The following is a 23,320-nucleotide window of genomic DNA, read 5'->3' on the forward strand; positions in this document are numbered from 1 at the left end:
TTGTTTTTACATATTGGGGATTACACGCTGCGCTAGCGCGGAGTTCTTCCAGACAAGAATACACGACAAGGCAACAGGCTGCTGGTTCATTCAACCGGCAGCCTGTTTTCTTTGCCAAAAGAATATTGACGCAAACCAGAATGCCACTTAAACTATTCAATATATCAATTGAATAGTTTATTTCAGGGGGTGAATCGATGAACGAAAGAGAGCTTAAAGACGAATTGTACAAGGAATTTACACGAATTGGAAAATGCCTCTCCAGCCCAAAACGTTTAGAAATTCTGGATGTTTTGACACAAGGACCAAAATCCGTAGAAAATATATCGAAAATCACATCCATGTCTATAGCGAATGTCTCTCAACACTTGCAGACCCTCCATCATGCCAAGCTAGTCGATTATAAGAAACGAGGGAATTTCGTTATTTATGAAATCGCCGATCCCGCAGTCTTGCACTTTTTAGATTCTCTGTATGGTTTATCTGAAAAACAACTTATTGAAGTCCAGCATATTAAAAATGAATTCCTGGGTCAGCTATCGGAAATAGAAGAAGTATCGTTTGAAGAACTCATGAGCCGCATGGAAGCAGGGGAAGTAACGCTGATCGATGTTCGTCCAAAGGACGAATATGAAGCTGCTCATATTCCTGGCGCTATCTCGATACCTATAGAAGAGCTGGCCGAACAGCTACATGCGTTGCCAGCGAAGGCCAAAGTCGTAGCCTATTGCCGGGGTCCTCACTGTTTAATGTCTATCCAAGCCATCGAGATGCTAAAGTCCAAAGGAATCGATGCGGCTCGCTTAAGCAAGAGGGTTCAGGACTGGGAAGCATTTGCGAATAAGCGAAACAGCGAAGAGCAGGCCATTTCGTGAAACAAGTTTCCTTCAATTTATCAATTCACCCAATCATGAAGGTATACGACGACGAGAGCTTAAGGTCTGTGGAAGCGGCCGCGATTCAAGGTAATCAGACGGGCAACTATCGTATTCCTACGGAAGGATGTCATTTGAATGTATTCGAAAAAAGGCATGACGAAGCTGCCGGCTTCGCTGCAAGGCTATGTGGATTCACCCGAAAAACAACGTAAATTGTACCGGCGGACACTAAACATCGTTGTTGTTTCACAAATTTTCGGGGGCGCTGGTCTTGCGGCAGGCATTACCGTAGGGGCGCTTTTGGCTCAGGATATGCTGGGAACCGACAACTTTACGGGTATACCAACGGCACTGTTTACGTTAGGCTCAGCAGGTGCGGCCTTGCTGGTTGGCCGTCTTTCCCAGCGATATGGACGCAGTTTGGGATTGGGACTCGGTTTTCTGGCGGGAGGCATAGGAGCGATTGGAGTCGTGTTAGCAGCCGTGTTGAATAGCCTGACTCTGCTCTTACTCTCACTATTGATATATGGTGCAGGCACCGCAACGAATTTGCAGGCACGCTATGCCGGGACGGACCTGGCCAACTCTAAGCAACGAGCAACCGCAGCCAGTACGGCCATGGTATTCACTACCTTTGGTGCAGTAGCAGGCCCGAATTTAGTCAACGTCACTGGCGATTTCGCGCTGTCGGTGGGGATACCGAGTTTGGCCGGACCCTTTTTATTGGCAGCTGCGGCATATATTCTCGCAGGCATCGTTTTGCTAATTTTTCTACGCCCCGATCCTTTGCTGGTAGCGAATGCTATAGCCATGCAGGGAAATTCGGATGAGCATGCCGGTTCTGCAAAAGAAATGGATACTGCAGGATCAGGAAAGCGTGGAATCGCAATCGGCGCTGTGGTTATGATCTTAACGCAAATTATAATGGTAGCTATTATGACCATGACGCCCGTACATATGAGACATCATGGTCATGGACTAAGCGAAGTGGGGCTTGTCATTGGTTTTCATATCGGATCGATGTATCTTCCATCCCTGATAACCGGTATCCTGGTCGATAAAATCGGACGTAAGGCAATGGCAATGGCTTCTGGAGTTACGCTTTTGCTTGCAGGGGTCATTGCCGCCATGGCACCGGCTGATTCCATGACCGTATTGATTGTCGCCCTATCTCTTCTAGGGTTGGGATGGAATTTTGGCTTGATCAGCGGAACGGCATTGATCGTAGATGCAACAACCTCAACAAACCGCGCGAAAGTGCAAGGGTCTGTTGACGTATTGATTGCCCTCGCGGGGGCATCAGGTGGGGCCCTTTCAGGTATGGTGGTTGCTCATTCCAGTTATGCCGAACTTTCCTTTGCCGGGAGCATACTCGCCCTGCTGCTGATCCCGGTTATGCTATGGCAAGGTCGGAATAAAAACGAAAAATCCATCTCTTTCTAACGCGAACCCGACTCTACCATGTAGAGTCGGAGGCGATGGCTTTTCCTTATACGTATTTGAAAAGTTCAATTTTGACGCTGCCGAAGGACGCCTGTTTCTAAGCGACAATCCGGAATACGAGGTCACCATTGAAGCACTGCCTGCCAATTATGACCTGACGCAGCTTGAGTCGGCAGGAAAGAAAGAACTGGAGGCGTCCGGCGAAGTTTCCGATTTATGTGGAGAACTCGTCGAGCATCCGCTGGGCTCCGCCGAGCTATACCTTCAAGCCTCAAGCGATAAAGGGATTAACGATTAAGGCGAGGAAGCTTCGGACTTTGCCGGTCCGGTCCTCGTTTCGTTATCCACGGTTCAAAGCGATTCATACGTTGGCAATACACAATCCTGCAGCAAAAACTCCGTGATGAACGCGGAGTTTTTGTTTTTGCAGGTTGGCGTCAAACGGAACATCATGAGTGTTTATTGCGTATTGACCTGGAGTTAACTCCAAGTGATAAACTTAAGTCTAAGGAGGGATTATGATGGAGTATGCGAAACTAGGGAACACCGGTCTCGATGTTTCCCGCATCTGTCTTGGGTGCATGGGATTTGGCGTAGCAGAGCGCTGGGTGCATCAATGGGTGTTAAATGAAGAGAGCAGCCGTCCTATTATTAAAAAGGCATTGGAGCTTGGCATCAATTTCTTTGATACGGCGAATGTCTACTCGGACGGTACAAGCGAGGAAATTGTCGGCCGCGCCTTGAAAGAATATGCGAATCGCGACGAAATCGTCCTGGCGACAAAGGTTCATTTCCGTATGCACGAGGGCCCTAATGGGATGGGGCTGTCCCGGAAGGCAATCATGAGCGAAATCGACAAGAGCCTCAAACGGCTGGGTACCGATTATGTCGATCTGTACCAGATTCATCGATGGGATTATGATACGCCTATCGAAGAAACGATGGAGGCCCTTCATGATGTGGTGAAAGCCGGAAAGGTTCGCTACATCGGAGCTTCAGCCATGTATGCATGGCAGTTTCTCAAGGCCCAGCATACCGCTGAAAAGAATGGCTGGACCCGGTTCGTTTCGATGCAGAACCATTACAACCTCATTTACCGCGAAGAAGAGCGCGAAATGCTGCCGTTGTGCCAATCCGAAAAAATCGGCGTGATCCCCTACAGCCCACTAGCATCGGGAAGATTGACGCGAGACTGGTCGGAGACGACGCAGCGTTCCGAAACGGACATGGTTCAGAAATCCAAGTATGATGCCACGGCGGATGCCGATCGGATCATTGTGGAACGGCTTGCAGGCATTGCGAATGAGCGGGGCATTCCGCGCGTTCAAATTGCGCTCGCCTGGCTGCTGCAGAAAGAACCGATCACGGCGCCCATTGTCGGCGCGACCAAAATATCTCACCTGGAGGATGCCGCAGCCGCGCTTACGGTCAAACTCACGCCGGAGGAGATGGCCTCCCTGGAAGAGCCGTACATACCTCACCGGGTTGTGGGCGCCTTATAGCTTTAACAACTGACTTATTCAGGAAACGGTATTGAACAGAGAAGGTGAATCAAGACATGACGGTGACGATTAAAGAAATCAGCGAAAGGTTCGGGCTTTCCCAGGATACCCTGCGCTATTATGAGCGAATTGGGTTGATTCCGCCAGTAAACCGGAACAAAAATGGTATCAGGGATTATTCGGAGGAAGACATCAAATGGGTTGATTTTGTTAAATGCATGCGTCAAAGCGCGGGGCTTCCGGTCGAAGTACTGATCGAGTATGTTTCGCTTTTTCAACAAGGCGACGACACGCTTGAAACACGAAAGGGATTGTTGATTGAACAGCGCAATCGACTGGGGGACAAAATCGAAGAAATGACGAACACACTGGAACGCTTGAACGATAAAATCGCAAGATATGAACATACCATCATGAAAAAAGAAAATGCACTAAGGAAGCAGGCAGACTAACTTATCAAAAACCGGGTTTCGGGAGGAGTTCCCGGCCCGGTTTCTTGATTATAAACGAATGATCGTTTATTATTGTTTCATGAGACATAGAGACGATAACAAAGTGGAAGCCATTTTTGACGCGACGATTCAATTAGTGAATGAGATTGGGTTTGCGGAAACGTCGATATCCAAAATAGCTAAGAAGGCTAATGTATCGGCTGCAACGATCTATATTTATCATGAGAATAAGGAGGATCTGCTGCTTAAGACTTACTTAAAGGTGAAGGGCAAGATGAGTAAGAGCATGTTACAGGGATTCGATGATACGCGATCGGTTAAAGAACGCTTTGAATCGATCATCCGGAAGTATGTGGAGTTTATACATACGCACAAAGACTATTTTCTATTTTTAGAGCAAATCATGAATTCTCCATTGCCCCAGAAATGGTGTTTGGACGAGACCGCAAGCCTGTTCCAACCCATTTTCGAGATGTTTGAAACGGGAAAGAAGCAGAATATATTGAAAGCGGAAGATGTGGATATGTTGATCGTTTATTCGATTTTACCCGTAGCCGAATTGGCGAAATCACATCTGAAGAACGGAACCCGATTTGGTAATCGGGAATTGGAAGCAGCTATCGTTATGAGCTGGGATGCTGTGAAAGCTTAAATGTAAGAAGGAGCATTACAATTTATGTAATCCGATTCTTTTATCTTAGACTAGATTGGACAAATCGAGGTAGAACCCTATGACCATTTTTTTAATATGCGCTGCTTTAATCCTATCCATTGCATTGTTTCTGAGATATTATCCGCCATTCGGCCAAAGAGTATCTAGGGAAAAACGAAACGAATTTCGCAAACTCCCGAATTTCGACCGTAATCATTTTGTGAATCCAATCCATACCTCCATGAGGATGGGAACAACGGACTTCATGTCACTGTTACGTGATTACATGAAACGGAATTCCAATCGGAAGCCGACTTCTCCATTACCGATAAAGCGAGTAGATCCCGCAAGTATACAACAACAAGCGCTAACACGTGTAACGTGGTTTGGGCATTCTGCATTCATGCTGGAAATCGAGGGGAAAACGCTGCTGTTCGACCCTATGTTAGGAACGTCTCCATCCCCAATCCCTGTTTTCGGGAATCAACGTTATAGCAGGGATATTCCTATTGAACTGGACAAGCTTCCTCCCATTGATGCCGTCGTTTTGTCACATGATCATTATGATCATCTGGATTTCAGCTCCATTCAGAAGCTTAAGGAGAAGGCTAAGCATTTTTATGTGCCGCTTGGCCTTGGTGGTCACTTGGAGCGCTGGGGGATTTCAAAATCGAGCATTACCGAACATAATTGGTGGGATGCATCCGAATTAGACGGTCTACAACTCATCTGCACGCCAGCGAGACACTTTTCAGGGCGAAGCCTGTTTGACCGCGATTCGACCTTATGGTCGTCTTGGGTCATTATCAGCAACAAGAGTCGAGTGTATTTCAGCGGGGATAGCGGGTATGGTCCACATTTTCATGAGATCGGAGAAAAATACGGCCCATTTGATGTGACGCTCATGGAATGTGGTCAATACGACAAACGTTGGGCGAATATTCATATGATGCCTGAAGAGACGGTACAGGCTCATCTGGATGTGAAAGGGCAATGGTTGATTCCGATCCATTGGGCAGGGTTTACGTTGGCCTTGCATGACTGGAATGAACCGATCGAACGCGTGACTATGGCTGCTAAACAAAAACAAGTGCACATACTCACTCCTCAAATTGGGGAATCGGTAGTAATAGCTCCATCGGCATATTCTACGGAGCCTGATCATGCTGTCGTTTGGTGGAAATAACAAAAACAGCGGCAATTTGTCAACATACATGCATTATTAATCCGCGGAAAACGCGGATTTTTTTGTTTCACCCATGAAGCCGCACCCGATTGCTGCGAAAGGGATTTTTCTGTAATTGCTTCATCCCTATTGATCACTAGATTATGCCAATTTGTGTTAAAATCGAAAAAACTACTGTTTCGGATCGGAACCGTGGAATGGATCAGAGCATGCTCAGGAGGACATAGGATATGCAAAAACGCATTCTGCTCGTTGAAGACGACAACGACATCAATCAGTTGATTGAAAGCCAGCTGAAACAGGATCATTACAGCGTTGCATCTGCACGCGACGGCGAGGAAGCACTCGCGCTTTTTCAAAAAGAGAAGTTCGATCTGATCTTGCTCGATTTGATGCTCCCCAAGGTAAACGGAATGGAGCTGCTCAAACATATCCGAGAGACCAGCAAAGTTCCTGTTTTGATTATTTCTGCGAAAGGCAGCGACCTCGACAAGGCCATGGGCCTTGGATTTGGCGCGGATGATTATATAAGCAAGCCTTTCTCCATGATCGAATTAACAGCCAGGGTTCAAGCTGCCATTCGGAGGGCAACGTTATACGCGGAAACGGAAAGTAAACCTGCCGAACCCCCCGTCATTACGTATAAGGATCTCGTCCTGGACTTGCATTCGTTCTCCGTAAAAGTCAAAGGAAAAAGCGTGCCGCTCACCGCGAAGGAATTCCATATTTTGAAGCTGCTCCTAACCCATCACAGCAGGGTATTCACCAAGGAACAAATCTATCAACTCATTTGGGAAGAAGATTATTACGGGAATGAGAACGTGATTAATGTACATATCCGGAGACTCCGGGAAAAAATCGAAGAGGATCCGTCAGCTCCGCAATACATTCGGACGATTTGGGGCATCGGCTATAAAATGGGGGATTAGCACATGGTCCTTCTTTTGTCCGTCATTATTGCCGTATTGGTTGCAATCATCGGCTTGCTATTTATATCCGGGAAGAAACAAAATCAAAGCATCCTCGAGATAGCGAATAAAATCTCGGATATTCTGGACCAGGACACAGCGGAGAAAGTGTTGATGCCCACGGGCGACGATGCCGTCAGGCAGTTGCTCACACAGATTAACCGTTTGCTGGATAACAAACAGAAGGTATTTGCGGATTATGCCAGAACGAAGGACAGCCAAAAGAAAATGATCTCTAACATGTCTCATGATTTGAAGACGCCGCTGACGGTCATTCTCGGCTACACGGAAAAGCTGAATCAGAAGAATACGTTGACCCCGCAAGACGAGGAGGAAGTCATTCAACGGTTGAATGAAAAAGTAAACAGTCTGATCGCCTTGCTTAATCAATTCTTCGACCTTGTCAAAATCGAGTCGGAGGATTATGATATCCCGCTTAGCAAAATATCATTGAGCGAGGTTTGCCGGAACAGCGTGCTTGAGTTTTACGACCTGCTGGTTTCCAGAAATCTTCGGGTTGAGATCGACATTCCGGAGCTGCCCTTTTATTTCCTTGGCAACAAGGCTGCGCTGCATCGAATATTGAGCAACCTCATATCGAATTCCATCCGCTATGGAAGCGACGGAGGCGTGTTCGGGCTGACGGTTCGGGAAGAAGGAGAATATGTGGCAGTAGACGTGTGGGACCGGGGCAAAGGGATCGCAGAGGTTCATCAGGAACGCGTATTCGAAAGACTTTATACCCTGGACGATGCCCGGAACCCGCAATTTCAAGGAAGCGGGCTGGGACTCAGTATCTCCAAGCGCCTAACCGAGGAAATGAACGGACGGATCAGTCTAAGCTCGGAGGCTGACAAAAAGACCATTTTCACATGCAAATTTAAGCAATTAACCTACTAATCTTGATCCATGAGATGTTGTCCTCTTGTTCAACGTCTCATTTTTATTTCAGCCGCACGTTTCGATTGATTCTTAAGAAACATGTAAGGAACGGGAAAGGAATAAGTCCATTTTCAGGTCTATGATAAAGATAACAAAGGAAATCAAATTGTAAACACGGTGGTGGTCTTCGTGAATTACGTCATTCAAACTTCGGATCTGAGCAAAACCGTAAAAGGGATGTCCATTGTATCGCGTGTCAATCTCAATGTGAGAAAGGGAGAGATTTATGGCTTGCTGGGTCCAAACGGCGCGGGTAAAACAACCATCATGAAAATGCTGACGGGGCTCATTCTTCCGACCTCCGGCGCGATCATGCTGTTTGGCAAGAATTTTTCAGAAACCTCCAAAGAAGGCCTCAAGCGGGTAGGGAGCATCATTGAATACCCGATATTTTTCGAGCACATGACGGCCATGGAGAATCTCCAAATTCATTGCGAATACTTGGGCTATTATGATAAGAGAGCTATACGTCAAGCCCTGGACCTGGTCCAATTGGAAGGAATCGAAGATAAAAAAGTGAAGGATTTCTCGCTCGGCATGAAGCAGCGTCTGGGCATCGCCAGGGCCGCCATCACCAAGCCGGAATTGATCGTGCTGGATGAACCCACGAACGGTCTGGATCCGATCGGCATTAAAAACATGAGGAATTTGATTCGAACACTGAACCAGGAATATGGGATTACATTTGTCCTGTCCAGCCATATCTTAGGGGAAATTGAGCAGGTAGCCGATAGGATCGGCGTCATTCAACGCGGTCAATTGGTCGACGAAGTCACGTTGTCCGACATTCGAAAGCAGCGTACCGAATATATTGAACTTATGACCTCGAATGTGCAGAAATCCGCCTTTTTACTTGAGCATGAGCTTCGTATATCCAATATCAAAATCGTACAGGATCAGCGAATCCGAGTCTATGATACGGACGTATCGACCAGTCAAATTACCAAACTGCTGATTGCGCATGAGATTGAAATCGAGGAAATCCAAAAATATAACAGTACACTGGAAGACTATTTCTATCATCAAATTCAGGGAAAGGAATGAATCCGATATGTTGAAATTAATCGAGCTGGAATGGAAGAAGCTGGATCGTAAGAAAGTGATCGGTGAAGCGATTACGTATTGGATCATTCTTATGTTCTTGCCGGTATTTTTTCTCAAGGTCGTTTTTGCCGATATGCCGATGATTCGTTTTGGCGAAAGTTATGCTGCCGCTCTGGAACTGATGATACCCATTCAGATGGGGTGTATATTGTTCGGAGCGTCCCTGATCAATCATGTATTCATTGAAGAATATAAGAACAAGACGATGGCTCTTTCATACGGATATCCAATCAGCCGAAAAAGGCTCGTGATGGCCAAGGTACTGTTCATTGTGTTGGCGGTTTTCTTCGGTACGCTGGTGTCCTTCGTAATTGGCGGTGTTGCAACTTATGCGCTCAACCAAGTGATGGATGTCATCCCGGGAACGCCGACGGCAGCTGACCTGGCGAATTATGCGTTCCGAATGATTTTACACTCCATCGTTGTCGCGCTTGCCTCATTGATTCCGCTATTTTGGTTCGGAATATGGAAAAGGGCGGTCATCCCAACGGTCATTTGCGCCGTCTTCCTGATGCAGTTCCCTAATTTTCTCGGGTTGCTGCGGATTACGTTGCACCCTGACTTTTTATATGCCATTTTCAGCGTATTGGGTGTGGCAAGCGTCATTTTATCGGTTAAATTCGTGAATAAACTAGGAGATTTGTAAGGAGGGGATGTGGCATCATGACACTTGAAGTGAAAACGGCTTTGTTACCTAATGGAGAAACGCTGAGTTATAGAGAAAGAACAGGTACGGAACCCTGCATGCTGTTGATTCACGGGAATATGGCTTCTTCGGAGCTGTGGGAACCCTTGTTGACGCATGCCGATATGACCCAACGCTTCATCGCTGTAGACTTGCGTGGTTACGGCGAGTCCAGCTATCAGAATCCCATTGGTGACATGAAAGACTTTTCCTCGGATCTGCATCAATTCGTAGAACAGCTTGGTCTTCGCCATGTTATGGTTATGGGCTGGTCGAATGGTGGAGGCATCGCCATGCAGTTTGCGGCAGAATATCCAGATCGCGTACGAAAGTTGATTCTGCTTGCCTCTATCTCGACTAGAGGATATGCAGCCGTGAATGCCGATGGCGATCGTCTGAAGACTAAAGAGGAAATAGTCAAAGACCCAGGACTTGCCATGACGTTTCAAGCAAATCAGAGGCAGAACCGGGCTTACTTTGCTCAGGCGATGGACTACCTTTTGTTTCATGAACGTGAGTCTGATGCTGCCACCCGTGGGAAGTACATCGATGCCTGCATGAAGCAGCGTAACATGGTGGATGCTGCCGATGCCGCAAACCGATTCAATATCAGTTCCGTATCCAACGGACTCGCGGATGGAACAGGAGAGTTGGAGCGTATTCAATGTCCGGTCCTCGTCATTTGGGGCGTTAAGGATTTGATTACCACGCAGCAGATGACGGAAGAAATCAAAGAAGACTTTGCAAGTCATGGAAAGCCAGTTCAATATGTATCCTTGGATGCAGGGCATTCCCCGCTAATCGATGATTTACATGGATTGGCCGCTGCCGTCCAAGCATTCATTGCTCAGCCATAGAAGGCTGAGCAATGATCTTGTCATACTGCTCGAAATCTTAAAACAAACACAGGGTCCTGACGATCTATTCGTCAGGACCCTGTTACCATATTATGTCCGGTGGCATGTATCTCCAATCTTTAATCTGTATCTCTAAAGTTGTAAGGTAATCAATCAGATGGGACGCGAATTCTTTATTAATTATTCAAGATCTTCATCTTCTCCAATGTTGTCAGCGTTAATTGCTTCGCGAATGCACCGCTGCCGGCTGCATTCGTTGCGAACACCCAGGTCTCTTTATCCGTTTCGACATATCCGACATACCAGCCAAGCCCCATATCGGACAGCCTCGAACCGGTTTTTCCATGAATCGTATATTCATCCTGTTCATCATCGATCATCATCCGCTTGACCGTTTTCATCGTTTTCTTCTGAAAGGGCAGATTCTCTTCAACGAGCTTTTCGATAAACTCCGCTTGTTCTACGGCAGAGATCTTCAAGCTGCTGTTCAGCCAGAATGTATCGATGCCTCCGCTTATGTCGCGGTTACCATAATGGATTCGATTCACGTATTTCTGCATCAGCTCTTGGCCGATATCGCGAGCCATCGCCTGGTAATACCAAATCGCTGATTCCCTCATAGCCGAAGCGAGTGAGTGATCCCGGTTCCAAACCGGAAACTCTCTTACGATACCGTCCCATCTTTTGACTTCGTATTCGTCAGCAACAGCCTTGACTTCCAAACCGATGAGGGCATTTGCCACTTTAAAGCTGGATTCCGGAGTAAACCGCTGTTTACTTCTTTCAGAATTGAATGTGTATATTTGATCGGTCTTCAAATTCTTGAGGACCAGCGTCCCGTGGGACTTCTGGAAGCTTTGTTCCAGTTCAAGCCGATGGGAGTTCGGCTTTGCATCTGCACTTAGCGAGTAGGCGAACAAGCAAACGACTGCAAGGAATATAAAGATAAAAGCGGATAGACGGTTTTTCTTATTCATCTGTAACATGGCTGCATCACTCCTAGTACATCTTATTTCGGGGATGGTCTCGATGGCCATCGAACAGAACAAATTCCCCATATCAAATGCATTTTGATACTATTAGTCTATGGTTACAGGTGCTGCAAGTAAATCTGATTATGTAACGTTTGTACCTATACAGATTGAGGAGAGGAAGAGGGGGCCATATGATCTATGCCGAGGTCATGAAGAGTATCGAACAGCAAATCGATATTGGAGTGTTGAAACCCGGGAAGAGGCTGCCATCCATACGGGCGTTAGCCAAGCAGTTCGACTGCAGTGTGAACACCATCATCAAAGCCTATTCCGAATTGGAAAAAAAACATAAAATCTATGCCGTCTCGAAAAGCGGTTACTATGTTGTAGAGCGGGTGCCTTCCGGACATTCAGGTTCAGCTGACACGGGAGTCATAGATTTTCTGTCAGCCGGCCCCGACAAGAATGCCATGCCTTACCGGGACTTTCAGCACTGCATCAATCAAGCGATTGATGTATATAAAGAGGAGATGTTTACCTATTCGGAGATCCAGGGGCTACCTTCGTTAAGAGAGGAACTGACCCGGCATCTGCGAGAACTGCAAGTGTTTTCGGTTCCTGACCGAATCTGCGTGGTATCCGGGTCACAGCAAGCGATTCATCTATTGATTTCGCTTCCCTTTCCTAATGGCAAAAAAAATATCTGCGTAGAACAGCCTACTCATGTCAGTATGATCGAGTCGATCAAGGTTCAGCAGGCCACGACATACGGAATCGAAATAACGGAGAGCGGAATCGACATGGAACGGCTGGAGCAACTGTTCAAATGCAACGACATTAAATGTTTCTACACCGTGACCAGGTTTCATAACCCGACAGGCTGCAGCTATTCCAATAAGGAACGACGAAAAATCGTGGAACTGGCCCAAAAATACGACGTTTACATTATCGAGGACGATTATCTAGGCGATCTCGATCCTGACAAGAACCAGGATCCGATGTTTGCTTACGATCCATCAGGAAGGGTCATATATATCAAAAGCTTTTCCAAAGTAATGCTGCCCGGCTTAAGATTGGGGCTTGCTGTTATTCCGGACTTCCTGCGTGACTCATTCCTTAGCGCCAAATTCGCTACCGATCTCCATACCCCGGTCCTTATGCAAGGGGCTTTGGAAATTTACTTGAAGAGCGGCATGTTCAAGACTCATATCCAGCGCATGAGATCCATCTACAGACGGAAAGCGGCCTTATTGCAAAAGGCTTATCAAGAGATGCTGCCGTCAAGCGCCGCATATTCGGTTTCTCAATCGGGATTCTATTCGACAATCCGGTTGCCTGGTCTGCTTAAGGCCGGGATGTTGATTGAGGATTTGAAGAAGGAAAACGTATACGTAGACGATGCCCGAAAAATGTATCTTCCCGAGTTTGCCCAGAATTCGGTGATTCGCTTAAGCGTATCGCAGGTAGAGGAGGAGCTCATCGAAATCGGAGTCCAAACCATAGCTCGCGTAATAAAAGAGCAACTTAACAAAGTGCCGCAAGTGAAATTTATATGATATGAAGAAACAATGAGATATTCATAGGAATGACATAGCAAATAAAAAGAAATATCAATTCCTTAATTCTATTATGATGAATATGATTTGATTTGAGTGTGAAGGGGTGTATGTATGAGGTCTTTAGGGTCGTTGAATGTCGATGTAATTACATTGTTTGTGGAGGATTTGCACAATGTGAAGGTATTCTATCAAGAAGTATTCGGTTTTTCCGCCGTTTATGAAGACGATGTTTCTGCGGTGTTCAATTTCGGAAATATGAGCATTAACCTCCTGAATATCTCCGAAGCCCACGGTCTGATCCGTCCTGGAACAGTCGCGAGCCGTGAATCCGGATCTCGGTTCCAGTTTACGATCCGGTTGGATGATGTGGATGCAGTATGCAGCGAATTGAAAACACGCGGCGTTACCCTGCTTAACGGTCCAATGGATCGGCCATGGGGTGTCCGAACCGCTGCCTTCACAGATCCGGCAGGGCATGTGTGGGAGATTGCGCAGCAAATCATTTGAAAAAGTTATGTGCACAACTGAACACGGAAAGATCCCTATCTCATGAAGACTTTGAATGACGGATGGCTGTCTCGATATAAGCCCTCAAATTTTTTATGAATGTGCGCATGGCGTATCCCACGAATCTGTCGCTGCGGTAGATCAGACAAATGTCTTGAGAAGGCGTAGGATTCCTCAGATGAACGACTTTGATCTCCGCATTGCGAAGATTATCCAGTAGAAGTCGCGGCAGAACGCACGCGCCAACACCGCTCTGTACCATCTGGAGGAGGGAGGATAATGTTGTTGTCACCATATGCGGCTGCACTGCAAAGCCGTTGTCCATGCAGAAGCGGTCGATCAGCTTGCGGCATTGATGATCGGGTGGAAACATGACCATATTCATGGAGCGCAGCCTGTTCAATGGGATGAAGTTCTCCCCGGCAAGAGGATCGTTCCTATGTACAGCCAATGAGAATTCCTCGTGAAACAGGGGAATTGACGTAAGACGTTCATCGTTAACGGGTCCGATGGTTACGCCGATATCGATGCTTCGGTCCAGAACCTGTTCCGTGACCTTCATGGTTTCCAGAAGGGACAGCGAGATGGTGGGATAGGTCTGATGGAAATCCAGCAGCAAGGCATTAAACATGAGATCCGCGTCACCGGGCAAGACGCCGATCGATAGCGATCCACCTTGCATCTGCTTCAGATCGGCAATGGCATCGCCCGCTTGCTGCAGATGCCCGAACACGGCGGCGGCATGTTCATGAAGAATCGCTCCTGCGTCCGTAAGAACAATGGTTTTTCCCACGCGATCGAACAACAGAGCCCCTAATTCTTCTTCCAATCTCCTGATCTGCTGGCTTACGTTGGGAGCACTGACTCCCATTTTTTCGGCTGCTCTCGAGAAGTGAAGCTCTTCGCATATAGCCATAAAATACTGCAGTTGTTTTAACTCCATCCTGCACACCTGCTTTCCCTTGCATCATTGAATGGATGTTTCACGATTATTGTGGCGTTATCTTCCCGATCTGTCAATTCATTATCGTTAACTTATACTTAACGTTCCGGTAATGTCCACTGTATTGATGTAACGTTCCGTGCGACCTATACTGGGGAGCATAACAAACGTTTTTTATGACAAAGGAGGAAATGAACATGTCCGAAGCGATAATCAATACGGCGAAGATTGGACGTCAAGTGGTGCTGCAGCAGGTGCAGGCTATACCGGAGGAGCAGTTCGACATACAAACTGCAGGATTTAACAACACCATCCGTTGGAATGTCGGCCATATCATTTATTGGATGGATACGTATACTGCCCTGAGCTTTGGTTCCCCATCAGACATACCGGACTCGTATGCTTTACTGTTTAACTCCGGAACCAAGCCCTCGGAATGGAAGGTGGCTCCTCCATCGAAAAAAGAGCTGGTCGAGATGTTAACAGCTCAGCTTTCACGCCTATCTGGGCTGAATTCTGATATGCTGGACGAGAAGCTTTCAACTCCGTTTGTCATGGGACCGTTCCAATTCAGTACGGCTGGGGACCTGTTCAACTTCGCGCTGCTTCACGAAGCCATTCACCTCGGAACGATATCAAGCCAGCTAAAGGTTCAGACACGCTAATCAAAGCTTGGAAAGCGTAAACAAGGGCGAATGATCGACAGCTTCATGAATGGAGCTATCATTTTAACGATTAACCATAAGGAGGAAGCCTACATGCAAAAATCCGTAGACTCCGTATCAACCCGAACGACTGAAAGTTTTGAAGCTTTTAAGCAGGCTTTAGAAACAGGGCATACAGCGGATTTTCTTGATAAGGTTACAGATGGTTTTCATTTCTTTGTTCCGCTCCCGCTAGATGGGTGGGATCACAAGCAGCAAGGCAAAGAGCGGTTCGAGGAGCTGGTCAGGTTCGAGCGTTCCGTATTTCAGATGCAGCTGATTCCGCTCGTCTTGATTGAGAATGCGGACCACGGGATGGTGGTATTTCGCTCAGAAGGTTTGTTGAATGGCCGGTCTTTTAGTAATGAGCTTGCCATCGTCTTCGAGTTCGAGGGAGAGCGGATTGCCTCCTTCCGCGAATATGTAGGTATGCCGTTAAAAAACTACGAGGCTCCCTAATGGGCAGGCCGGTCTTGTTCTCCACGGCGTTATGTGGTTTCTAACCGGTTTACTGGGTATAAACGAATGAAAAGCCGCCAAAATCGCGGCTTTTTTGCACTAAAGATGATAGATAAAGCGAGTAGGCAATTTCCAATCTCAGTCACTCAGGTATCATGGGGGATTTACCAACCGATGCGGATGATCAGGCCTTTCGGGTCGCCAACTTCAAGGTAAGCGGCCTGGCCGTTGACATCGTCATACGGAAAACCGTAGGCCAAGCGGTTAATGCTGTGGTCGTGCCAGAATTTTGCGTAATAATTGGCCGGGGCGGCTTGATAGTAATTCGAAACGTTATTCCAGTCGTTGGCCTTGTAAACATGACGTTGAATGGCGGCACAAGTTGCCGCATCCGTTAAAGCGCCGTCGCACCGGAAAATATCCTGGGTGCTGTACGGAGCGTACCCGCCGAAATAGTTGGCATTCGCGCCACCCTGGGCAAAAGAACCGTGAATCGGCGCGACAATGCGATACGGTGCTTGGATCGTGGCCAACGATTTGAAGGCGGCAGGAACTTCCGCCTGGAATTTGGCGAAGATTCCGTTTCGGGTTTCGGATTCCAGCTCGCCTACAGTCTGGTCGAAGGAACCGGATTTATTGACCAGACGATGCTGAAGGGGAAAACCGAATCCGTCGACGCGTGTCGTATTGCCGTGATAGCCGGCGGCGTCAATCGTGAATTCAACGAAATCAAAATAAATATCGCGGTTCGGGTCGGTCGGATTGTTCAGATCGGGGCCGGCGAATCCATCGTTAAAGGTCTTCAAGTACAGAGGAGTGCCGACGCTAAGGAACATTCGGCCCGATGTGATCTGGGGCAATGTGACCCAAGAAGCATCGCTGACCTTATGATAAATGTTGGCGTAGTTGATGCCGTTCTTGGTTAAATGGCCTGGCGCATCATTCAAAGCGCTGGAGATCGGGACCAGATTCCCGTTAAGGTCCAAATAGCTCCACTGGTTGTTGACGGGATTGATGCCGAGAACGCCCCAGTATATTTGCTGGTCGGTATAAGCGCCATGGGTCCCGTTCATGATCTTGACCGAGACGGCACCGTTTGGCGGCATGGGGATGGTGGATGGAAGAATGTCATATATGGAGCCGGAAGAAGAGGGAGGCGGCGTGGAACCCGCGGTGTAAGAAAATACACCTGTGTCATAGGCAGGGATCCCGTTATTGTAAGTAAACGAATAAGTAATCACTTGGCCGGCGGCAATGCCTGAGATGGCCTGCTCATATCGGGATTTTCCGGCATGGTAAGACATTCTGAAATTTTGCTGTTCACCGCCGTTTACTCGATAATGGACATCGACCCAGCTAGTGTTGACGGCGGATTTGAACCATACGGTGGCTGCGCTGCCGGATAATTCAACCCCCTGTGTATAGTCCGCAGCTTCGGCTCTCGTACCGAAAACGGACCAACAGGTCAGCAGCAGCGACAGAACCAGCAGGTAACGCATTCCCTTCTGCATCATCAAATTTCCTCCTTTGGACTTAGGATTAAAACAACTTCGCAATCGGGACTGAAACGGCATCCCTCCTTTATTTTGGCGTGATAATTGGCTGACTGTAAGTGTCAATCCATGCGATGACAAAAAGATTATAATTCCGTTTTCCAAAATTTAGTAGTAGCGGAATTTCGGGATGGGGTTCGCCATTTCGGAAATGGAAGTATGCGCGTGGCAATGACAATGGAAACACCCAAAAAGCAGCTATCCTATGGATGAGCTGCTTTTTGGGTATGCTTCGTTCTTGTTTCTTAGATGTATAGGATAGGGCTAACCCAATCCCTCGAAATCGTGCAATCTGCGCAGGCGGTAAGCGTTCATGGCGAATTCGCGCAGCTCCTCAAGTATGGTGTAATTCGCCCAAGCGCCTGCAAAAGCGCCGATCCCGGGCACCATCTGCAGCATTTTCCGGAAATCCATGGCGTCTCGATACTCGACCTGAAAGGTTTCCCAGTCCATATTCCGGGCATATTCGGTATCGGAGCGCCATTGTTCCTTTTCAATATGCCAACGCTTGACAGAATCGAGCAGCCTGGCACGGTTTTCAGGCCCCGAAAACGTCATTTGAAATACCTTGAGGATGAATACCCGCTCGGAGAAGTGTTTGGTGTCATAACCGTAAACATGCGCCAGCTCGAACAAAAATTTCATTTTAATCGCGATTAAAGCCGGAAAGTCTACCATGCTGAACATGATGCCGCCGGCTCCGGTACCAGCTCCTTCGGCAACCGCGATTTTTTGGTACAGAGCAAACAACGCTTTCGCTTCTTGATCGGCAGCTTCCAGTTCCAGAGAACGCTGGACCGGCCGGCTAGGCGTATATTCTGCTCCGAACAGTGCCGTACGCACGATCGATCGTATGGTGGTCGTTATGATGGTGTGCACCTTCGGGGGAATCCAATGATTAATCCGGCTGCCGATGGTTTTCGATGTTTTTTCCAGCCAGCCCGGCGGTTTGAACATCTGGTGTTCCCAGTCGGCGATCTCCCTCTGTACTTTATGCTCGTAATTCATGATCAATCGCTCCTCTAAACGTCTTCGCTATATTGTAACGAATATCTTCGTGGTTCGGAACAGACCGCGGCAGGTAACAGACCTCGACTAAAGTCCAGTATCGGATTAAGGGTACAAGTCCTGTTCACAGCTTTCTAATAACTTATAAATGGTTGCTAAAGCGGTTTTTAAGTCAGAAGTTTTGCAGTCGTAACTGCGGTGTATCCATAATTTCAGTATCTTGTGCTCTTATTCGATATTCCCCAGAACATCCCGAAATTTGTGATACATTACCCTTGAAGCTTATTATCGAGGAGAGTGAATCTGTCATGCATAAAGTAATTGAACCCAAAATCCTTTACTTCGGGACTTCGGTTGTGTTAATCAGCACAATGAACGAAGACGGTACGCCCAACCTGTCTCCGATGTCGTCAGCCTGGTGGCTCAACCAATCGTGTATGCTGGGTATGAGCAGAAAATCGAAGACGGTTCAAAATCTGATCCGAGAACGGGAGTGCGTACTTAGTCTTCCGTCGGTTGACTTGATTCCTGCTGTGGATCGGCTGACGCTGTTGACGGGCAGCAACCCAGTCCCTGATTCTAAAGCACAGAGGGGCTACAGGTATGAAGCGGATAAATTCGGAGTCGCTGGCTTAACACCACTTCCATCCCTCATCGTTCAGGCTCCGCGCGTCAAAGAATGCCCAGTGCAGCTGGAAGCCAAACTTGTGAAGCTCCATGCATTTGAAGAACCCAGCTCGCTGGTTGCCATTGAAGTTCGAATAGAAAAAATCCATATTGAAGAAGAACTTCTTGTGACTGGGAACCCCAATTATATCGATCCAGCGAAATGGAATCCGATGATTATGAATTTTTGCGAATATTTCGGACTGAGCGAGCAATTGTCTGCATCAAAATTGGCGCCGGTATTCGGACCGGATCCCGTAAAATAGCCTGCTTTCAAAAAAGACACGTTGATCATGCGCGTACAGGTGCGTTACTCGCAGCTTGGAGCTTTGCGTTCTCTGGGATCCAATGCGATTTCCGCAATCCGTAAGAAACGATTACCCGCATGGGATGATAAGGTGGAAGAGATGAACGGCATAGGCCGGAGGAGGAGATCACCATCAGCGTAATTGAGGAATGGATCATCGAATTGAAAAGGGAAGCCGAATCGACACGGGCGCTTCTCGAAAAGCTCCCGGAAGACAATTTTTCTTGGAGACCGCATCCGATATCGATGTCTTTGGGGCAGCTTGCCCTGCATATTGCCGGAGTACCCGGAGGGCTGGCTATATTGTTGGATGATTCGGTCAGCGAGGTTCCGGTTGTACCATTGCCCGAGCCGACTAACCGGCAAGAATTGCTTGATGCACTGGAAAATAGCATGTCACTCGCCGAGACCAAGCTTCGGGCATGGGGAGAAGACGGTCTAAGAGATACCTGGAGGCTCGTCAGCAAGGGGGAGACCGTTTTGGAAGCGCCTCGGATCGACATGGCGCGCACGCTGATGTTCAACCACGTTTATCATCATCGGGGCCAGTTGACGGTCTATCTCCGCCTGCTCGGCATACCGGTACCGGGGATGTATGGCCCGAGCGCGGACGAACCATAAGATACCACCTGCTCCAGAAGGCCGGACTGGAACAAAAGTTATGCTAATTGTCGCGGGCCAACTTTTGGATGGAGCTCCTATTGCTGATTTCGATGAAAGGCCACGGGAAGGCTATCACTGAATTAATCGTTTCACTGGCTGTGTTTATGGGCAGTACAAGCTGAATCTTTCTTTCAAGCCTTCTACGACTTGTTCGGGTATCTCCCTAACCTTGATATCCCCACCTAGAAATAGCAGCCAATTCGTGATTTCGGTCAATTCTTCCACCTTGTTCACATCGATAAAAGCCTTAAGAACGGCTGTGGTTTGGTAAGGATTCGTATACGCAATGGAAAACTTTACAGGATGGTACTTTTTGAACTGGGCAATCGCCTTTGGACCAAGATCAAGGACAAGGTTGATGAGCTCTTCCTGTTTACTCAGCTGCTCTAAAATCTTTTTCTTGCCAACTCTTTTTTTCGTATGGAATCGTTCTATGTCAGAAAGATTGTCGACAGGAATAATCCGTCTCTTTTCTTCCGCTAAGTCAAAGCCTTCAATTAACCATAAGCTTTTTTCACGATAAAGGTGCAGGAGATAAATGGGATAAGATTTTATTTCCTTCTCTTCCTGGATGGAAACCAATAAATAGTTGTCCAGCAGAAGGAGTTGGATGAGTTTTTCTAACATCGGATGGGGCAGGTCGGACAGATCAAGCAAGTCGGGATTATGAGGATTGGTTCCTTCAAACAGCAATATTTGATTTAGTAGAACAAGATCGTCTTGTTGGTTCTCCGAGATGAGGCCGAGTAATTTTTCAGCCAAAGAATGGCGACTCTTTAGATAAGGGAGCTGTTGATTTCGAGTGGCCATAAAGGCGATAAACAAAGCTTTGATTTCAGTGTCGGTAAAGCGGACCGTGGGCAGGACGGAGTTGTTCATGACAAAATACCCCCCATCCCTCCCAACTTCAGCGACAAGCGGCATCCCCATGGCTTCGATTTCTCGAATATCTCGAATCGCCGTCGAGCGAGAAATGTTAAATTCGCGCATTATTTCAGAAATGGTAAAGTGGGCGCGGTTGTTGATATACCGCATGATGGTATTAATCCGCTCAACTTTTTTCATCGGACTCTCCTAAACAGTATCATTTTTTGACATGATTTAAGGTTATTATAAACCTATCAAGTGAAAAGACAAATCATTTGAAAAATTTTAAAAAAGGAAGGTTTTGAATATGGAGAATTATACGCTTGAGGAAAAAGACAGCTTTATCGTATTAGGTATTGGAACCGAACTTAAAAGCGATTACACGGATTATGCCGGCATCAACAAGGAAAAAACGGAATTTTGGGAGTCGGTGAAGCAAGATGGAAGGCTTGATACCTTAAAGGCCATAGCTGCAAATGATTACATTTTTGCCGTAAACGAGGCGGTCAATAACAAGATGATGTATTATGCCGGCGTCATGACGGAGGAGTCGTTACCAGAGGCCACTAGAGTTATTCAATTTCCTAAAGGGGAATACCTCGTTGTAAAAGGGGAAGGGAAAACGGCGGATGAGCTGAGCAATAAACTTACCGGCATTGCCTTTGGCCAAGTATTGCCGTCAGCCAAGGATTTTGCCTATGTCGGCGGGCCGAATGCAACGGTGGAGATGGAAGAGCGGGACGGCTTCGTATGTGGCGAATTGTGGATTCCCGTCGTAAGGAAATAAATAAGATCAAAGGAGAAGCGGCATGGCTTATATCGTTGATTTTAAAAATGTATCTACGGTTGGTTTGGAGTCTTCGCCCGCAGCGGAAGCGCTGGCTGGTTTACGAGCGAATGAGGCGCGTTACTTCATGAACAAATATAAGCATGAATTTACGGTTGTACCAGCCGGCGATAGCCAGGAGACTTTGGATTATGTGAACCGAATATTGAAAGAAGAACGAGATCTTGAGTTTGCGGCCAAACCTTTGGAGACGTCGCGTTTTCAAGTGGAAAATATCCAGTGGGCTTTCGTCTTTTATGAGGATGGCCTCGCGGTCAATGTCATGTATACGGTTGATGATCCTAAGAAGCGGGCTGTCGGTTTTAAGCTTTCGGAGGGGATGGAGGTACCGCAGGAGTTGGAAGGGAAGTTTAAGTTTGCAAGGCAGAAGTCCAAATTAGCCGGCACCATTCGGGGCTCGTTCTTTGTAATTAAAAAGGAATACTAAGCGGTGAGCAGTCAAATAAATAACGAAAACCCAAAAAAGAACCTGAATCCTCTGATTTCAGGTTCTTTAATATTGCAATTACATAGACACGATGATACAATCTGAATGCGGCACTCAGATGTGAGGGTATAAGTATCTCATCTTACAATTTAATTGTACCACGCTAAAAATACCCTTGTCAAATGTTTTTTTTCTCAAATTAATGGTTAGGAGAGATGTTGAATGCGTTCTTTGGTTCTCGATTTTCAAGACATGGAACAAAACCAGCTGTTGCTCGTTGGCGGAAAAGGAATGAATCTAGGAGAATTAGCAAAAATCGAAGGAATACACGTACCGGAAGGATTTTGTGTTACAACCGCGGGATATCAAAAAGCCATCGAACAAAACGAAACCTATCATGATTTGCTGGGACAGCTAGCCATGCTAAAAGCAGAGGATCGGGAGCGAATTGGTGAAGTCGGCAGGAAGATCAGGCAAATCATTATGGACGCAGAGATTCCTGCCGACGTCGTGAAAGCCGTAACTCATTATCTCTCTCGGTATGGCGAGGAACATGCTTATGCCGTGCGTTCCAGTGCGACAGCTGAAGATTTACCGCATGCCTCCTTTGCCGGTCAACAGGACACCTATTTAAATATCATCGGGACAGAGGCCGTCTTGAAGCATATCAGTAAATGCTGGGCATCCCTATTCACGGATCGCGCCGTGATCTACCGGATGCAAAATGGATTTGACCACAGTCAAGTTTATTTATCCGTGATCGTTCAAAGGATGGTTTTCCCGCAGGCTTCAGGGATACTATTCACGGCAGACCCGATGACATCCAATCGAAAGCTGCTGTCCATCGATGCCAGCTTTGGACTTGGAGAAGCGCTGGTCTCCGGTTTGGTATCTGCCGATTGTTACAAAGTACAGGATGAGGTCATCGTCGATAAGAGGATAGCCGCCAAAACATTGGCGATTTATGGACGACAGGAGGGCGGAACGTTGACCCAGCCGATTGCTCCCAATCAGCAAAAGATCCAAACCCTTACCGAACAACAAATTTTACGGCTGGCACGCATCGGAAGACAGATTGAAGCTTATTTCGGCCGGCCGCAAGATATCGAATGGTGCCTGGCCGATGACGTGTTTTATATCGTTCAGAGCCGGCCGATCACGACGTTA

Annotated in this window: 25 protein-coding genes; 20 read left to right on the forward strand and 5 right to left on the reverse strand. The window is 47.2% G+C overall.

Features of this window, described 5'->3' with window-relative positions; genetic code table 11:
• The first annotated feature begins 197 nt into the window (after nt 1-197).
• The 11 genes from RB298_RS04470 (at nt 198) to phaZ (ending at nt 10,669) form a co-directional block, all read left to right on the forward strand.
• On the forward strand, nt 198-875 hold the full coding sequence (locus RB298_RS04470) for an ArsR/SmtB family transcription factor (protein WP_486045993.1): 678 nt from the start codon (nt 198-200) through the stop codon (nt 873-875).
• Between the two features lie 138 nt (nt 876-1,013).
• The gene (locus RB298_RS04475) at nt 1,014-2,321 is read left to right on the forward strand and encodes an MFS transporter (protein ID WP_486045995.1); all 1,308 of its coding nucleotides are present in this window, start codon (nt 1,014-1,016) and stop codon (nt 2,319-2,321) included.
• A 521-nt stretch (nt 2,322-2,842) separates the two neighbouring features.
• Entirely contained in the window at nt 2,843-3,823 is a 981-nt protein-coding gene (locus RB298_RS04480) for an aldo/keto reductase (protein WP_213579831.1), read from the forward strand.
• A 56-nt stretch (nt 3,824-3,879) separates the two neighbouring features.
• The gene (locus RB298_RS04485; protein WP_217993022.1) at nt 3,880-4,275 is read left to right on the forward strand and encodes a MerR family transcriptional regulator; all 396 of its coding nucleotides are present in this window, start codon (nt 3,880-3,882) and stop codon (nt 4,273-4,275) included.
• Nucleotides 4,276-4,378: 103 nt separating this feature from the next.
• Nucleotides 4,379-4,927 (forward strand): TetR/AcrR family transcriptional regulator, encoded by a 549-nt coding sequence (locus RB298_RS04490; protein ID WP_228468902.1) that lies wholly within the window; start codon nt 4,379-4,381, stop codon nt 4,925-4,927.
• Nucleotides 4,928-5,168: 241 nt separating this feature from the next.
• Nucleotides 5,169-6,113, forward strand: a complete 945-nt coding sequence (locus RB298_RS04495) for an MBL fold metallo-hydrolase (protein ID WP_486046015.1) — start codon at nt 5,169-5,171, stop codon at nt 6,111-6,113.
• A 230-nt stretch (nt 6,114-6,343) separates the two neighbouring features.
• The gene (locus RB298_RS04500; RefSeq protein WP_096774019.1) at nt 6,344-7,042 is read left to right on the forward strand and encodes a response regulator transcription factor; all 699 of its coding nucleotides are present in this window, start codon (nt 6,344-6,346) and stop codon (nt 7,040-7,042) included.
• A gap of 3 nt (nt 7,043-7,045) precedes the next feature.
• Nucleotides 7,046-7,981 carry a sensor histidine kinase gene (locus RB298_RS04505; RefSeq protein WP_486045999.1) on the forward strand — a complete coding sequence of 312 codons (936 nt, stop codon included), beginning with the start codon at nt 7,046-7,048 and terminating at the stop codon, nt 7,979-7,981.
• A gap of 171 nt (nt 7,982-8,152) precedes the next feature.
• Nucleotides 8,153-9,067 carry an ABC transporter ATP-binding protein gene (locus tag RB298_RS04510; protein WP_486046001.1) on the forward strand — a complete coding sequence of 305 codons (915 nt, stop codon included), beginning with the start codon at nt 8,153-8,155 and terminating at the stop codon, nt 9,065-9,067.
• Between the two features lie 7 nt (nt 9,068-9,074).
• Nucleotides 9,075-9,773, forward strand: coding sequence for an ABC transporter permease (locus RB298_RS04515; protein WP_486046003.1), 699 nt, complete (start codon nt 9,075-9,077; stop codon nt 9,771-9,773).
• Nucleotides 9,774-9,790: 17 nt separating this feature from the next.
• On the forward strand, nt 9,791-10,669 hold the full coding sequence (gene phaZ / locus RB298_RS04520; RefSeq protein ID WP_096774016.1) for an intracellular short-chain-length polyhydroxyalkanoate depolymerase: 879 nt from the start codon (nt 9,791-9,793) through the stop codon (nt 10,667-10,669).
• Nucleotides 10,670-10,845: 176 nt separating this feature from the next.
• Here the strand turns inward: phaZ and blaOXA are convergent, their stop codons facing one another.
• A complete protein-coding gene (blaOXA, locus tag RB298_RS04525) occupies nt 10,846-11,655 on the reverse strand; it encodes a class D beta-lactamase (RefSeq protein WP_096774015.1) in 810 nt (269 codons plus the stop codon).
• Nucleotides 11,656-11,834: 179 nt separating this feature from the next.
• Between blaOXA and RB298_RS04530 the strand changes: the two genes are divergently transcribed.
• Both RB298_RS04530 and RB298_RS04535 read left to right on the forward strand, forming a co-directional pair.
• Nucleotides 11,835-13,199, forward strand: a complete 1,365-nt coding sequence (locus tag RB298_RS04530) for an aminotransferase-like domain-containing protein (protein WP_486046006.1) — start codon at nt 11,835-11,837, stop codon at nt 13,197-13,199.
• A gap of 114 nt (nt 13,200-13,313) precedes the next feature.
• Nucleotides 13,314-13,709 (forward strand): VOC family protein, encoded by a 396-nt coding sequence (locus tag RB298_RS04535; protein WP_036660737.1) that lies wholly within the window; start codon nt 13,314-13,316, stop codon nt 13,707-13,709.
• Nucleotides 13,710-13,749: 40 nt separating this feature from the next.
• On the opposite strand, the gene RB298_RS04540 is transcribed toward RB298_RS04535, so the two are convergent.
• Nucleotides 13,750-14,652, reverse strand: a complete 903-nt coding sequence (locus tag RB298_RS04540) for a LysR family transcriptional regulator (protein ID WP_096774013.1) — start codon at nt 14,650-14,652, stop codon at nt 13,750-13,752.
• A 197-nt stretch (nt 14,653-14,849) separates the two neighbouring features.
• On the opposite strand from RB298_RS04540, the gene RB298_RS04545 reads away from it, so the two are divergent.
• Nucleotides 14,850-15,317: a DinB family protein gene (locus RB298_RS04545; RefSeq protein WP_096774012.1), complete on the forward strand. Its 468-nt coding sequence runs from the start codon at nt 14,850-14,852 to the stop codon at nt 15,315-15,317.
• 93 nt (nt 15,318-15,410) lie between these two features.
• Complete coding sequence (locus tag RB298_RS04550) at nt 15,411-15,815, forward strand: nuclear transport factor 2 family protein (protein ID WP_096774011.1); 405 nt, start codon at nt 15,411-15,413, stop codon at nt 15,813-15,815.
• Nucleotides 15,816-15,979: 164 nt separating this feature from the next.
• Here the strand turns inward: RB298_RS04550 and RB298_RS04555 are convergent, their stop codons facing one another.
• On the reverse strand, nt 15,980-17,329 hold the full coding sequence (locus tag RB298_RS04555; RefSeq protein ID WP_192571648.1) for a glycoside hydrolase family 64 protein: 1,350 nt from the start codon (nt 17,327-17,329) through the stop codon (nt 15,980-15,982).
• A 303-nt stretch (nt 17,330-17,632) separates the two neighbouring features.
• Entirely contained in the window at nt 17,633-18,376 is a 744-nt protein-coding gene (locus RB298_RS04560; RefSeq protein ID WP_096774010.1) for an EcsC family protein, read from the reverse strand.
• Nucleotides 18,377-18,684: 308 nt separating this feature from the next.
• Between RB298_RS04560 and RB298_RS04565 the strand changes: the two genes are divergently transcribed.
• Nucleotides 18,685-19,308 carry a flavin reductase family protein gene (locus tag RB298_RS04565; protein ID WP_277746065.1) on the forward strand — a complete coding sequence of 208 codons (624 nt, stop codon included), beginning with the start codon at nt 18,685-18,687 and terminating at the stop codon, nt 19,306-19,308.
• Between the two features lie 203 nt (nt 19,309-19,511).
• Nucleotides 19,512-19,970 (forward strand): DinB family protein, encoded by a 459-nt coding sequence (locus tag RB298_RS04570; protein WP_486046010.1) that lies wholly within the window; start codon nt 19,512-19,514, stop codon nt 19,968-19,970.
• A gap of 144 nt (nt 19,971-20,114) precedes the next feature.
• Here the strand turns inward: RB298_RS04570 and RB298_RS04575 are convergent, their stop codons facing one another.
• Nucleotides 20,115-21,077: a helix-turn-helix transcriptional regulator gene (locus RB298_RS04575; protein WP_213578852.1), complete on the reverse strand. Its 963-nt coding sequence runs from the start codon at nt 21,075-21,077 to the stop codon at nt 20,115-20,117.
• Nucleotides 21,078-21,186: 109 nt separating this feature from the next.
• Between RB298_RS04575 and RB298_RS04580 the strand changes: the two genes are divergently transcribed.
• The 3 genes from RB298_RS04580 to RB298_RS04590 form a co-directional block, all read left to right on the forward strand.
• Entirely contained in the window at nt 21,187-21,666 is a 480-nt protein-coding gene (locus RB298_RS04580; RefSeq protein ID WP_192571651.1) for a GyrI-like domain-containing protein, read from the forward strand.
• A gap of 22 nt (nt 21,667-21,688) precedes the next feature.
• Nucleotides 21,689-22,153, forward strand: a complete 465-nt coding sequence (locus tag RB298_RS04585; protein WP_009592531.1) for a hypothetical protein — start codon at nt 21,689-21,691, stop codon at nt 22,151-22,153.
• A gap of 222 nt (nt 22,154-22,375) precedes the next feature.
• The coding region (locus RB298_RS04590; RefSeq protein ID WP_486046013.1) for a PEP/pyruvate-binding domain-containing protein at nt 22,376-23,320 on the forward strand (945 nt) is incomplete at its 3' end.

Origin of the sequence: Priestia sp. BR_2, from assembly GCF_041954005.1 — a bacterium.
Classification (GTDB): domain Bacteria; phylum Bacillota; class Bacilli; order Paenibacillales; family Paenibacillaceae; genus Paenibacillus_AQ; species Paenibacillus_AQ lautus_A.

What these genes read in the sequence shown, in the direction of transcription:
- RB298_RS04485 (WP_217993022.1), top strand. Translation starts at nt 3,880, where the DNA reads ATGACGGTGACGATTAAAGAAATCAGCGAAAGGTTCGGGCTTTCCCAG.
- RB298_RS04565 (WP_277746065.1), top strand. Translation starts at nt 18,685, where the DNA reads ATGCATAAAGTAATTGAACCCAAAATCCTTTACTTCGGGACTTCGGTT.
- phaZ (WP_096774016.1), top strand. Translation starts at nt 9,791, where the DNA reads ATGACACTTGAAGTGAAAACGGCTTTGTTACCTAATGGAGAAACGCTG.
- RB298_RS04500 (WP_096774019.1), top strand. Translation starts at nt 6,344, where the DNA reads ATGCAAAAACGCATTCTGCTCGTTGAAGACGACAACGACATCAATCAG.
- RB298_RS04545 (WP_096774012.1), top strand. Translation starts at nt 14,850, where the DNA reads ATGTCCGAAGCGATAATCAATACGGCGAAGATTGGACGTCAAGTGGTG.
- RB298_RS04555 (WP_192571648.1), bottom strand. Translation starts at nt 17,329, where the DNA reads ATGATGCAGAAGGGAATGCGTTACCTGCTGGTTCTGTCGCTGCTGCTG.
- RB298_RS04495 (WP_486046015.1), top strand. Translation starts at nt 5,169, where the DNA reads ATGAGGATGGGAACAACGGACTTCATGTCACTGTTACGTGATTACATG.
- RB298_RS04535 (WP_036660737.1), top strand. Translation starts at nt 13,314, where the DNA reads ATGAGGTCTTTAGGGTCGTTGAATGTCGATGTAATTACATTGTTTGTG.
- blaOXA (WP_096774015.1), bottom strand. Translation starts at nt 11,655, where the DNA reads ATGTTACAGATGAATAAGAAAAACCGTCTATCCGCTTTTATCTTTATA.
- RB298_RS04470 (WP_486045993.1), top strand. Translation starts at nt 198, where the DNA reads ATGAACGAAAGAGAGCTTAAAGACGAATTGTACAAGGAATTTACACGA.
- RB298_RS04550 (WP_096774011.1), top strand. Translation starts at nt 15,411, where the DNA reads ATGCAAAAATCCGTAGACTCCGTATCAACCCGAACGACTGAAAGTTTT.
- RB298_RS04530 (WP_486046006.1), top strand. Translation starts at nt 11,835, where the DNA reads ATGATCTATGCCGAGGTCATGAAGAGTATCGAACAGCAAATCGATATT.
- RB298_RS04480 (WP_213579831.1), top strand. Translation starts at nt 2,843, where the DNA reads ATGGAGTATGCGAAACTAGGGAACACCGGTCTCGATGTTTCCCGCATC.
- RB298_RS04515 (WP_486046003.1), top strand. Translation starts at nt 9,075, where the DNA reads ATGTTGAAATTAATCGAGCTGGAATGGAAGAAGCTGGATCGTAAGAAA.
- RB298_RS04575 (WP_213578852.1), bottom strand. Translation starts at nt 21,077, where the DNA reads ATGAAAAAAGTTGAGCGGATTAATACCATCATGCGGTATATCAACAAC.
- RB298_RS04505 (WP_486045999.1), top strand. Translation starts at nt 7,046, where the DNA reads ATGGTCCTTCTTTTGTCCGTCATTATTGCCGTATTGGTTGCAATCATC.
- RB298_RS04475 (WP_486045995.1), top strand. Translation starts at nt 1,014, where the DNA reads ATGTATTCGAAAAAAGGCATGACGAAGCTGCCGGCTTCGCTGCAAGGC.
- RB298_RS04540 (WP_096774013.1), bottom strand. Translation starts at nt 14,652, where the DNA reads ATGGAGTTAAAACAACTGCAGTATTTTATGGCTATATGCGAAGAGCTT.
- RB298_RS04580 (WP_192571651.1), top strand. Translation starts at nt 21,187, where the DNA reads ATGGAGAATTATACGCTTGAGGAAAAAGACAGCTTTATCGTATTAGGT.
- RB298_RS04585 (WP_009592531.1), top strand. Translation starts at nt 21,689, where the DNA reads ATGGCTTATATCGTTGATTTTAAAAATGTATCTACGGTTGGTTTGGAG.
- RB298_RS04560 (WP_096774010.1), bottom strand. Translation starts at nt 18,376, where the DNA reads ATGAATTACGAGCATAAAGTACAGAGGGAGATCGCCGACTGGGAACAC.